Origin of the sequence: Paenibacillus sp. Mc5Re-14 (genome assembly GCF_001049835.1) — a bacterium.
GTDB classification, from domain to species: Bacteria; Bacillota; Bacilli; order Paenibacillales; family Paenibacillaceae; genus Paenibacillus; species Paenibacillus polymyxa_C.
The window spans coordinates 1,849,962-1,862,566 of the sequence record NZ_CVPD01000001.1 but is presented as its reverse complement, the minus strand read 5'-3'; the positions used below and the strand labels follow the sequence as shown (position 1 = coordinate 1,862,566).

9 protein-coding genes and 1 pseudogene are annotated in these 12,605 nt (G+C 48.1%); 6 read left to right on the top strand and 4 right to left on the bottom strand.

Going from position 1 to position 12,605, the window contains the following annotated elements; all coding sequences use genetic code 11:
- Positions 1–176: 176 nt before the first annotated feature.
- Positions 177–2,002: pseudogene (locus BN1546_RS08450) on the bottom strand (glycosyl hydrolase).
- A gap of 579 nt (positions 2,003–2,581) precedes the next feature.
- Between BN1546_RS08450 and BN1546_RS08445 the strand changes: the two are divergent.
- Positions 2,582–3,376, top strand: a complete 795-nt coding sequence (locus BN1546_RS08445) for a GNAT family N-acetyltransferase (protein WP_090737090.1) — start codon at positions 2,582–2,584, stop codon at positions 3,374–3,376.
- 322 nt (positions 3,377–3,698) lie between these two features.
- On the top strand, positions 3,699–5,033 hold the full coding sequence (locus BN1546_RS08435; RefSeq protein WP_090737088.1) for a hypothetical protein: 1,335 nt from the start codon (positions 3,699–3,701) through the stop codon (positions 5,031–5,033).
- Positions 5,034–5,145: 112 nt separating this feature from the next.
- On the opposite strand, the gene BN1546_RS08430 is transcribed toward BN1546_RS08435, so the two are convergent.
- Together BN1546_RS08430 and BN1546_RS08425 are read right to left on the bottom strand one after the other, a co-directional pair.
- A complete protein-coding gene (locus BN1546_RS08430; RefSeq protein WP_013369224.1) occupies positions 5,146–5,907 on the bottom strand; it encodes an SDR family oxidoreductase in 762 nt (253 codons plus the stop codon).
- A 296-nt stretch (positions 5,908–6,203) separates the two neighbouring features.
- Positions 6,204–8,639, bottom strand: coding sequence for a UvrD-helicase domain-containing protein (locus BN1546_RS08425; RefSeq protein ID WP_090737086.1), 2,436 nt, complete (start codon positions 8,637–8,639; stop codon positions 6,204–6,206).
- A gap of 312 nt (positions 8,640–8,951) precedes the next feature.
- Between BN1546_RS08425 and BN1546_RS08420 the strand changes: the two genes are divergently transcribed.
- Positions 8,952–9,797, top strand: coding sequence for a zinc ribbon domain-containing protein (locus tag BN1546_RS08420; RefSeq protein ID WP_019686039.1), 846 nt, complete (start codon positions 8,952–8,954; stop codon positions 9,795–9,797).
- 64 nt (positions 9,798–9,861) lie between these two features.
- Positions 9,862–10,650, top strand: coding sequence for a TrmB family transcriptional regulator (locus tag BN1546_RS08415; protein WP_090737085.1), 789 nt, complete (start codon positions 9,862–9,864; stop codon positions 10,648–10,650).
- Between the two features lie 8 nt (positions 10,651–10,658).
- Here the strand turns inward: BN1546_RS08415 and BN1546_RS08410 are convergent, their stop codons facing one another.
- Positions 10,659–11,291, bottom strand: coding sequence for an NUDIX hydrolase (locus BN1546_RS08410; protein ID WP_013369229.1), 633 nt, complete (start codon positions 11,289–11,291; stop codon positions 10,659–10,661).
- Positions 11,292–11,463: 172 nt separating this feature from the next.
- Here BN1546_RS08410 and BN1546_RS08405 point away from each other — a divergent pair, with 172 nt between their 5' ends.
- Both BN1546_RS08405 and BN1546_RS08400 read left to right on the top strand, forming a co-directional pair.
- Positions 11,464–11,757 (top strand): hypothetical protein, encoded by a 294-nt coding sequence (locus tag BN1546_RS08405; RefSeq protein ID WP_090737083.1) that lies wholly within the window; start codon positions 11,464–11,466, stop codon positions 11,755–11,757.
- 72 nt (positions 11,758–11,829) lie between these two features.
- Entirely contained in the window at positions 11,830–12,531 is a 702-nt protein-coding gene (locus BN1546_RS08400; protein ID WP_090737081.1) for a histidine phosphatase family protein, read from the top strand.
- The last annotated feature ends 74 nt before the right edge of the window (positions 12,532–12,605 follow it).

Genomic DNA, 12,605 nt, shown 5'->3' with positions numbered 1-12,605 from the left:
GGAGAGGAGACGGTCCTTTTTCATTGGTTTGCGATAGACTGCATTCATTCAGGTTATAAATCAAAAGCGGCCACCCCGGTTACTTTCTGAGGTGGCCGCTGTTCTTTAGAGACAGGCTTCTACGCTGCTTCATGGTGCTGGAGGGACGGTACAGTTATGGGCACGTTAAGAGCGCCTTACTCCGCTTCATTCTTGATGGAAGTAAAAAGGTCTTGAGGAAGCTCATCCCTCGTGATCACGTAATCGCTGTTGAACACTTTTATGAGATGATCCAGGGAGTTATATTGTCCGTTGCGAATGAAGTCGCCTGTCCATGTGGTGAAAAAGAGCCAATGCGCTGAATATGTTTGAAGTAATTCAGGATCGCCAATCGGGCCGTTTTCGGACAGACCAACCAGCTTCTTGCCTTGCACGAGATTCACCAAGCTGTCATACTTGCCGATACTTGGGCTATAATTAGCCGCCTGGTTGTAGATATCCACACTTACAATATCGACGACATCGTCTCCCGGATACCACTCGGGGCTCTCGGAGTTCCATACCCAGATCAGGTTGTTCAGGTGATGGTAGTTTGTTAGGCGGTCGTACATATATGGTACAGTTGCTTGGCGGAGCCTGGCCCTTGGGCGCCCCACCAGAACCATTTGCCTTCCGCCTCGTGCAGCGGTCTCCACAGCACCGGAACGTGAGCGTCTTGGAGGCGTTTCAACTGAGCAGCAATAGCATCGATATCCCGTAGGATAAGCTGATACTCTTCCGACTCGGGATGAGTAAGCGCATATTGAACGTCGAATGTAGTAGCGTCCGTGTAAAACCCGCGCCACCATTCTTTGCCGGGAATATCATGCAGTCCCTTAGGAGCATTCCAGTGCCATGCGAATGTGACAATTCCACCTTCTTTGGCCCATTGAATCGCCTTTTCCACTTCAGTTGAGGTGGCGCCATGTTTGATGCGAGAGGGAGAATAATCCATCATGTCCGTTGATAATATGGCAGGATACTTTCCAGTTTGGTCTTTAATCCACTGGGCATCCTCAAGAGTGTGCTGACCGGAAAGAATGTTGCTGCCGTAACTATCGACGAGATAACCCATAAGTGCCTTGGTTTCCGCAGTCGCATTCGGGTTTACTGGCTTTTTCTCAATCTGATGCAGTTTCGGGGGGGACACTGCTGACAGCTTGACGTAGTCGATATGATATTGGTCCGAATCGACATTGAACTGTATGGTATTGTTTCCCGCACTCAGCATCAGTTTACCGCCAGATACCTCTGTGTAGCTTGCTGTTGTCGGGAGTGATGTTTCGCTGGTCTGGCCATTGACCATCAATTGGGTCTTTTTGTCTCCATTGGGATTACTGTAACCGATTGCAAGATTGTAAAGCCCGCTTGAGGCTGCGTTATAGGCAAAGGTTAACGACCCTGTGCCTTTAAAGGCTGCGTAACCGGTACCGGAATAACCCGTATCAGCAGCTTCGATGCTGACCTCACCAGTAATGGCTCCGTCTTCGGCTTCCATTTTGCTTATTGCAGCTGGCAGATTGGCGAATTCAACCTTCACATACTCGATCCCGTAATATCCCCAGCCTCTTGAAAAAGTCAGCTCGTTTGTGCCAGCATTCAGCATGATCTTAGTTACCATTTTCTCGTTCACCGCCGCACCTTTCGGAGGAGCAGCCAGCGTTATGTTTTCAGCCATGGTGCCATTGACCTTGATGCTGGTATCCTTGGAGCCGGTGTCCACCGGAATGTAGTAGCCGAGGCTCAGCCTATAAAGACCTGCTGTAGGCACGTTCACTTTAAACGTAGCCGTCCCGTCAGACTTGCCGGAATTAGGGTCATAGTCATAAAAGAAGGATACATAGCCATCGCCTTTATAAAGCGTATCGCCGGTATAGGGTGTATCCCGTTTTTCTACACCGTAACCTTGAAGAATTGCATCTTTGGAGCTGACGACTATAGGAGAGGAATTGCCGTTAGTGGATAAATCTTGACTTGCATTCATCACCGTTCGGTCTTCAACACCGGTGACCAAGGGAGCTGATTCTGCTTTTGCTAAGCTTGGAATTAAACTGAGAGATACCAACAAAAAGGATAAGAGAACAAAGCTGAGAATACCGAAAGACCTTCTTTTCCATGGATCTGGCATATTATTCACTCCTTGAATTAGTAGATGTTACCGCCTCGATTGACCTGCAACGCATACTACAGAAAACGCTTTCATTAGTGTGTGCATATTAAGTACACTTTGAAGTAATCGATGACAGGTGATTAAGGACCAGCTTGCATTATTAAGCATTCTTTCTTCGTTTGTATGCGTTTTCAATATTTGTCATTAATTTTTTAGGACCTCACCTCTCTTTAATTTCATCATAAATTAGAGGCGAGGCAGGAACCATACAATGAATTTCGGAGAAAATCATCCTTAAATTATGGATTTTTATACTTCGATAGCAAACAATTTTTATATTTTTTGAAATGTATAACTCAAGAGGCTACATGGGATAAGCGGGAAGGATCGTTTCCATTTGTGGTATTATGCCAATAAGAATATTACCCACATGGGAATGAAAGGGACTAATACATGATTTCTCATCGACTGCTTAGCGACGAAACTATTTATCAATTAACGAACCAGATTCATAGAGACCAACACTTGTTATTCTATAGCTATTTAAGCCAACGTAAGGAGCAGGCTAAATTTGTTGGTCAATATGTAGATGACAAGCTGACAGGGGTCTTAGCATACTTTTGCGGGCTTTCATTCCCTGCATTTTCTTTCCACTGCATAAACCGAGAGAAACTTAACTTTTCAGCTCTTATTGCTTTTACTGAGGAACTCATTCAACTTAAGAAAAATACCGTTTGTGGTACAATCCTGTGTGATCGTGACCTACAACTTTTTCAGTCTCATGGGCTCATAACGGGTAACCCACAACGTTTCTTAACGATGAAACATATGGATCAATCGAAACTGCTTGATTCTAACTTGGCTGAGTTAGTTAAGGAAAACGAAGTTCCAGAAATAGTGGATTTATTACGAAATGGGGGCATGAAATTTTTTACGAGGAGCGAACTCGAACAATATCCTTTCCTTGGGATCAAGGAATGTGGTCATTTTATTGCCGTAGGTGGCTTTCACTTTTATGATTCTAAGCTCGTGGAGCTCGGAAACATATATACAAGCCCTGCTCACAGAGGGAAAGGGCTAGCAAAGCACTTGACGAGCCAACTTACAAAACTGGGCAGAACGCTATCATCAGATGTCTATCTGGGAGTAATGGAGGAGAACCAAGCTGCTGTACAACTTTACAAGGGCTTAGGCTATGAGGTTACGGCTGAACAGACGATTGTTGATTTTAAACTATCTATTGATTGACAAACTATAGCATACGGCATCGTTAGCGAATTTAGTTACAATCCTGAGGAGCCACCGTCTTGGATTATCAGTATCGAGAACTCTAAAATCGTGCTTACTTCGGCCATCTTATTCCAATATATGAAACAGCATCACAATTTGGGGGATACGTTAACTCATTTTATGCGCGATCACTTTTCATACTTCAATTAAACAGTATCCACCGTATTATAAAAACTTACTTAAAGATACATATCAATGTAAAGAGGTAAGACCCATAAAGAATGAAATTGCTGAATAAGCAAATAAAGGAAACTGGCTAAGTCAACTGGAGGGTGCAGATATGTGGTTTGGGAAGAACGAAACGCAACTGGATCGAATAAAAGACAAACTGAATCAGGCCATGCACAAAGACAAGGATTTCTCGGTGTTTGGAGCATCCTCACATCAGTACAGGGTTAAAGAGAAGCTTACAGCAAAAGAGCTGGCGGACTGGCAAGCCCACAATCAAGTCATCCTACCCGAGCCTTACGCGCTGTTTTTAACAAACATCGGCAACGGAGGCGCCGGACCCTATTATGGAATTTATCCGATTGAAAAGGCAACTTCCTATACCGAGCACCAGGCACTCCTTGCAAAATCCGTTCTGCATCCCGGGATGGCCAAAGAGGAATGGAACCATCTGATTGAGCCCTTGACCAAGGATGAGGACATCCCTGATGAGGAATACGATGACGCCCGTAATAAGGTGCTGGGCGGCATGTTGTGCATAGGTACCCAAGGCTGCGAATACGACATGTATCTCGTACTTGAAGGGAAATACAGGGGGAGAATTGTGTACACCTCCGATTTTCATCCCGATCATCCCTTTTTCTTTGTCTATGAAGACAGCTTTCTGGACTGGTACGAGCGCTGGCTGGATGAAATTATTTTGGATTATGATATCGGGTGGTTTGGCAGTCGAATGCCGGGTGATGAGAATGCACTGATCCAGATGTATCAGAGCGCTCCAAACGAAGAAATCCAAGCAAAGGCGCTTGATGGAATGTTCAAGTTTAAGGAAGTTGCCCAGCCAACCCTTGGTTTTTTGAAAAACATTGCGGAGCAAAGCCCAAAAAATCGGACCACAGCTGTTTGGCTAATCTGCAAAACTTCTTTTGACACGGGTAGAAAATATCTTCTGGAATTGTTGCAATCGGATGAACATAGGGATTTTCTGCAAGCTTTAACGATTCTGCACGCTTCCAGTAAAACAGCAAATTTAACGGAATTTATTCCAGTGATTTTGCAAAGTCTTGACAGGATTCATGACCCGGAAACGTTGCGTTATGCAGGATATATTTTAGAGGATTACGGTGAGATTACGCTCCGAAATTTTGCGCCTTTCCTGTGTCACGCCGACCCGAAAATGCAGACCACTGCCATCTATGCCGCGCGTAGTTGCGAAAACAAGCAGGGAAGCTGGCAGATCATCGAACAGATGTTGATAGGGAGTGATCCGCAGGTTCTAAAAAACATGATTTTATACTGGGGCATTATTCCACATGAGAAGTTGCTGCCTTACTATAAGGCGGTATGGCCGGAATATAAAAAAAATCCGAATTTCAAAGAAAAATTTATCGGTTGCTTGCGAGAACTACATTTGCCAGATGATTATTTCAATAAAGACGAATCGTGAGAAATGAGATTTGGGAATTATGATAACGTGCCAGCAAATTCTACAAGGTAAATCAATAAAAAGCGAAATAAAGGAAAGGGCAATCCCGCAAAAGGACAGCCCCATAAGCGAGCTATTCTATTGAATTTTTCGTTGCCTTATACATATTCTCTACGTGTTCGTCGACTTCATTTCGTGACATGCGTAAGCGAGCCACAGAAGTACCATATCCGATTTCTATTTTACCTTCTTCTAATCCTTTGAAAATTCCATCTGCGAAGTCATCTAATGGTTCTCCTTGCGTGTGCAATCCTGCTCCACCTAAATCTGTATTCACTGCCGGAGGGACAACTTCAATTACCTCTACAGACGTATCAGAAAGTTGGTGTCTTAGGCTAATTGTAAATGAATGAAGTGCCGCTTTCGTTGCTGAATAAATCGGAGCAATCACAAACGGCGTAAAAGCTAACCCAGAAGTGACATTAATGATAGTCGCCTCTTCTTTTGTTGCAAAATATGGAGCCAGCAGCATGGATAGATGGAAAGGTGCTTCAATGTTAGTTGTGATTTCTTTACTGAAATAATCCCAATTGTTTTTTGCATCCGTTTTTAGAACGTTAAAGCGTTGTTGAATACCGGCGTTGTTAACTAACACATTTACTTCTGGATAGTTGGTTGTTACCCAATCCGATACTGCTATACGCTCGGATTCAATATTCAAATCACTTACATGAGTAATAAGGCTAGGCAATTTCTCTTTCGCTTTTTGAAGTACATGTTCACGTCGTCCAGTAACAATGACTTTATTGCCAGCTTTTAAAAATCGTTCTGCAAAAGCTAATCCTATTCCAGTACTTCCACCGGTAATTAGTATTGTATTTCCTGAAAGTTTCATTATATGTTCTCTCCTTTAATCAGTTTTTGTTCTTGTTTCCTGAATGCGTTGTGTCTAAACTATAAATTTAACTTAGATAAAATTATATATAAAAAAACGGCAGGCTAGGATTTTATTCTCACATCCTAGTCTACCGTCTTTTATTTTATTTAGTCTGTCTAAAACTTATTTTTGCAGGGTGCCGGGAAAATGTACATTAGTGCTTTTTTGGATTCATTACAGGTCTGCACAAGCCGGATTGGAAATGACGAATGCAGTGGAAGTACAGCTTCATAGCGGCTATACACGCCTCGCACTTATCTAGCCGGGATATTGCGCGTTCCCTCCGTCATCGGGGAGGAGCAAAGCGGACACACCGGTGGCGTGCCTGCACTGGCCCCCGTGGTGCGGCGTCCATCTACTGTGTCGCGCCGCATCCACGCCTTGCAGGCGGCGTCCGTGCATTTCCACACAGGCACATCGACGCGTGGCTCTGTCTGTGACCTAGCCGTCGCCGAGGCCGTCCGTGCTGTAGTGGCGGCTGGGGTTGACCCCGGTCTGCTGCTCACGCGGGTTGCCGTGCCAGACGCTGGCGAACCACCACCGGCCCGGCTGCCATAACCCGAAGTACCCTTCGGTTGGCCAAAGCTGCTGCGACGCGTGTCCGGCTTGGAAGTCTCGGGGGGAGTGACCCCATAGGCTTCCAGCAAGAAGCGAGACACGGCGGCAGGCTTGCCGTGATTGGAGGCGGGGGAGGTGATGTACAACAGCTCCTTCGCCCGGGTGACGGCCACGTAAGCGAGGCGGCGCTCTTCCTCCAGCGCAGCATCGTTATCCACAGCCGTTGCGGGGGCGGCGCCTGCCCGACGATCCTCTGGCAGCTCGCTGTGTAGAGCCGAGCTATGCGGAAGGATGCCTTCACTTGCTCCGATCCAATATACGCAAGGGAACTCCAGTCCCTTGGCACGGTGGATCGTCATGAGCCGAACAGCATCGCTGTCTTCCTCTCTGCGCAGAGATTCCATCTGGCGGTGGCGCTCTGAAAGCTCGTCCGCAAAGTTGACGAATGCCTCTACCGTGTCAAAGCGCTTGGCTGCCGTTTCAAGCTCCTCCAGACTTTCTTGCATCGTTTCCTTATAATGTGTCCACGCGCCCGTATCTCCGCTTTCCAAATACTTGTCATAAAAGACGCGCCGCATTTCTTGAATGGCATAGGCAGGCTTCATGGTAGTGAGACTGCGAATCAACCGAATGCGTTCTTTCACCTGTTCACGCTGAAAATCACGTAGTCGATCCCAGCGGCTGAGGTGGATTAGCGGGTATTTTTTAGCCTGCTGTTTCTCTTCGCGCATAATCCATTCCATCCCAGCCTCACGGGAGACATACAGCGGTCCAAGGGTACTTGGAATGGATTCCATTCGGCGGGGATTCAGCGACAAGCGCAAGTGATCCATTAAGGGACGAATCAGAGACTGATCGTAAAATACGGCTCCTGCTCCGTACTGAATAAATGGGACATCCCGCATAATTAATTGCTCAAAAATAGATCGGCTTCCGCTGGCTGTCCGATGTAAAATAGCGATATCCCGATAGCGAAGACGACCTTCTTCTACCTGCCCGAGCAGATGAGTAACAATATGTCCCGCCTCTTCCTCAGGCCCAGATGGGGTGGCAAACTGTGGCGGCAAGCCCTCACGTCCGGCAGCCGCAAGACGTTTGGAGCGTCGATGAACATTTTTGGCGACGATGTTGGAGCCCAGCCCCAAAATGCGTGCATCACTGCGATAATTAATATCAAGAGTAATGACCTTTGCATCTTTATAGACCTTATCAAACTCCAGAATGGATTCCTGGCGGGCTCCATTAAAGGTATAGATCGTCTGGTCATCATCTCCGACGACCATCAGATTGCGATGCCTCGCAGCCAATCGTTGCACCATTTCGTATTGCAGGGCATTCGTATCCTGAAATTCATCGACCATGATATAGGAAAAACGTCGTTGAAGCGGCTGAAGCACATCCGGATCACGCAGGAGAACGGAGGCACGCAGCAGAATATCGTCAAAATCCATTTTGCTCCGTTCCTGTTTCCACGCTTCATAGGCGAGCATGGCACGTTTGGCATCCGCTTCCTCGCGTATGGTTTCCGGCAGCTCATCTGCGCTACGGCCTTCCGCTTTCCAGGCGGAGAGGGCGGACAGCAGGCTTTCCGGCTGGAAAGCCTCACTCAGTCCAAGCTGGCGCAGCATCATTTTCATAACGGTATGCTGGGCCTGTGTTTCACCGAACACTTCATCTTGCACACCGCGATGTCGCAGCATCGCCAAAGCGAATGAGTGGAAGGTACGCGCCTGTACTGCGCGTGCAGCGGCAGGTCGCACACCGGGTAGTCCCGCGATGCGCAGCTTCATTTCGGCAGCTGCTTTGCTGGTGAAGGTCACCAGCAGGATGGACGATGCAGGGACATCCCGCATCGCCATGAGGTAGCCTGCACGGGCAGCCAGCACCGTAGTTTTACCGCAGCCAGCCCCCGCCAGGGTTAGAAGGGGGCCTTTACCATGGCGTACAGCCTGAATCTGCGGGCGGTTCAGATGAATGCCCGCGTTCTCTATAGCACGAAAATAAGCCGCGTCTTGGTCGGTGTCGGGTACCAGCGTTATACTGGTATCCATAGAAGCTCGACGTGCCTGAGGGCTCGTCGTTGAATAAGGAACCCCGATAGGTCGGGGGTAAAATGCAGGATTTGGGTTCATGATCCTGAAACCCCTTTCGTTCTTAAAATCTTCCATTTTCACAAATGGGGGTAGTTTTTGGTATGATAGAGTTCTAGTCACCTTTAGTTGATGATAAGAACAAGGCGAATGGACTAAAAATGATGCTGAATTCATGCGGATCTAGAGCAGGAGCGTCAGAACGTTAATAGGTTGACGCCAATGCCTATAGCCTCAAACAGGCGATATGACCGCATTCCATTATACAGGAGTTCGAGGCTTGCCAACAGAAAAAAACTTTGGGATATACGGACGGTACAGTGAAATCCGGCTGGATATGGGGAGGAAATGACGATGAAGCTGATTCAACGCATAAAGGAAGGCGCTAATCGCGCAACAGAAAAGGCGCAGCATGCTGTCGAGATTAGTAAGATTAATTCGCAAATTACAACGATTCAGCAGGAAATGGATGTTCATTTCTTACGAATGGGTCAAATCTTTTACGAAGGCTACCGGGCATCCGATATGTCAGTGGCTGAAACCGAGATGACACAGTTGTCTACTGCTTGTGATGAGCTTCAGGATGAAATTGATGAGCTGCGCAGTAGAATTGCAGAATTGAAAAACGCCCATTTATGTACCTGTGGTGCAGTTGTGCCGCTGGATGCGAACTTTTGTCCCAAATGCGGACGCAAGTTAAATGGAGGGCAGGCTGCCTCCAAGCAAGTAGCGGCCGTGCGGGAAGAGGTACCAACAGACGCCTATTCTTTTGATCTGCGCAAGCCTGAGGCAGCGAAGGATGCTGTGCCTGCCTACATGGAGTATGCAGAAGATGAAGTAATCGATCGGCATGAACAGGATGAGCGGTATGAAACGCACGATCCAACGGAATCAGACCGCAATTACACGGTGTCTGATTTTACTCCGGAAGAAAAAGCGGCATTCGATGAAGAGTGGGAGCGCCGTCGTCAGGAAGAACTGGAGAAAGAACACCATCGTCTTGAAGAACTGGAACGTGAACGGGAGCGTCAGGAGGAGCTGGACGAGCGCATTCGATATTGGAAGGCCAACAATTCGGGGGCAGAGAAGCCGGCAACACCGTCAACGCAAATACGCGAAAATGTAAAATGCCAAATCTGCACAGCGGAATTACCCAAAGGCTCCAAATGGTGCCCGCGCTGTGGAGCTGAACAGATTTGACGCAGCCGAACAGGCTGCCGCAGGACACAGATATAACGCCGGGCAGCATAGGGGAACAGAACATATGGAGCGTTTGCTGCAACATCTGCGGAATCTGGGTTTTACGGAGATGGAAGCCAAGGTGATGGTCGAGCTTTCGAGACAAAATGCGGCTTCCGGCTATGAAGTTGCTAAGCGTTTGGGGGCATCGCGCTCCAACGTGTACGCAGCTTTGCAGCGTTTGGCCGGGCAGGGATATCTCAGAGCGAGTGCGGGAGAGCCTGTACGCTACAGCATGCTGCCACCGGGTGAGCTGACACGGATGATCGAAGGGCAGATGCGGGAGTCCCTGCTGGCGGTGGAGAAGGAGATGCCACGAACAGAACCAGCCAAGCCGACCTTCTACAACGTGGAAGGTGACCGGAAGGTGCTGGAAAGTCTGACACGCGAGCTGGAACGGGCAGAGCATGAGATTGTGTTGGATTTGTGGCGCGAGGAAGCCGAACTGCTGCGGGAAGCGTTGAAAAAAGCCGAGAGTCGGGGTGTGCGTCTGTTGTGGTCCTGCGACAACGGAGAAAGTATGTTGGGACCGTGGCTACCGCGTGCGTCTGGTACAGACGGACAGGAACCGTCAGGGCGTAAGTTTTCCTTTGTTATTGATCGGCGTTGGTGCATGCTGGGTATGCGGGGAGAGAATTGCCCGACACAGGCGCTTATTACCGAGCATCCGGTGATGACAGGTTTGCTGCTTGATCATTTTGCTCAGGATCTTATTCTGTATGAGCTGGAGCATGATATGGGCAGCGAGCTGTCGACCCGATATGGCTGGCGGTATGAAAGCATTATCGGCAAATATATGTCAGCCGGAGAATAGTATAAGGATTACTGGGAGGGAAGTTCCATCAGGGCCCGGCATACAGATGTAATATAGCCCGCTTGATGAGGCACGAATTGATCCGGTGTAATCAGGCGGCGAGTTTTTTCCGGGTTCGGCCCTGACGTAATACCTTGGGCTTCGATAAATGGAATATGGCCTTCAAACAGGGCTAGTGCTTGGTCAAGGTCTGCTTCGTACAGTCCGGCTACTTCTTCCTGCTGGAGACAATAGGCTTCCAGGGGCTGGTTGGACAGCAGTCCAAACACCGAGCTGACCTCCCGATCCCAAAAAGAGGTGCCCTGTGCGGTACCTTTACTTTCATACCGAACGGTCATCAGTGGTGTTAAGGAGGTAAAGGGAACATAAATGCCTAGTTCTTCCTCCAGCTCGCGAGCCGCCTGGGACATATCTTCGCCTGAAGTCAAATGCCCGGCGGCTGTAATATCGTAGCATCCGGGAAAGGTGTCCTTTGTATCCTGACGCTGTTGGAATAGCAAGCGGCGGCCTGTCGAGGTGTCTCGTGCCAGCCAGCAGTGAAAGGTATGATGCCAGTAGCCCTTGGCATGTGCTTCCTGTCGGGAGGCTGTGCCGAGGGGGTTGTCTTCATCGTCGTAGATATCCAGAAGCTCGCTAGTCATCGTGATTCCTCCTATAATATGCAGAAAATCAAAGTCTACTTTACAGTATAACGTGTTTTCCGTTCTGACGATATGATGGACGATGTGGAATGCGGAGTAGCTTTTGGGGTATGCTGGGAACATGGGGATTTGCGCCATAACATAGCTTTATGATTGAAAGGAGCGATTTTACATGGAATGTATTGTACATTTCCGAGTTATGCATCCAGAGGAGCCCAAGGAACTGCGTGGGCTGATTATGCTGGAAAGCGGAGGCAAGCCGGGGATTGATCAAATAACAGATATGTTCAAGAATATGGGCTATGATGTGCGTCCAGACAATCCCGAGGAATTGATTTTTAAACCCGTCGATGCCAGAGCGAACTATACATATATCCGGGTAATTGAGCTGGATACGGGTGAGGAAGTTTATCAGGAAGACAGGGATTTGCGCGCGATTTTGGAAAGCTTGCTGAATAAGCATTAAAAATTAGGAAAACTCACTGTTGGAATGAGATAAAGCGATCCTGTCGCCATTCATAGGAACGGAGAACAAATAATGAGATTGTATATTATCCGACATGCAGACCCCGATTATCCTAACAACACCATCACGCCAGAGGGTCATTTGGAAGCCAAGGCATTGGCCAAACGGCTGTCCAGTCACGGACTGGACCGTATTTACGTCTCTCCTTTGGGGCGGGCCTTGGATACGATGCGGTACACCGCCGACTCTCTCGGTATGACTTATGAAGTGGAGGACTGGACGCAGGAGCTGGCTCTAAAGCTGGAGGATACTCCATACGGTCGTCTTTCCCATTGGGATTTGCCTGGTGAAGTGATTCGTTCCGGGTCGCCTCTGCCGACTCATGATTCTTGGAAGGAAATTTCCTATTATCAGGGGACGCAAAGTCCTGAAACCTTCGAGCAACTGAAAGTTCATTCTGATGAATTTTTGAAGCGGCAAGGCTTTGAGCGGGTGGAGGGCAGGTACCGAATTCTGAAGCACACGGAAGACAGGGTAGCCGTATTTTGTCATGGCGGCTTCGGGCTAACCTGGCTTGCACATCTGTTGGAACTACCGTTGGCTTTGGTCTGGTCCGGTTTTTGGATGCCGCCTAGCTCCGTAACCACCATCTTGTTTGATGAACGCTCCAAGGAATGGGCAGTTCCCCGTTGCGTTGGCTTCGGTGATGTCTCCCATCTGTACGCAGAAGGTTTGCCAGTCAGACCTCGGGGTATTATCACCAACTTCAATTAATGATTTTTAGAGCCATGCTAAAAACGGCTTAAGACGATACACTGTCTTAAGCCGTTTGTTTTATTCATAGGAAT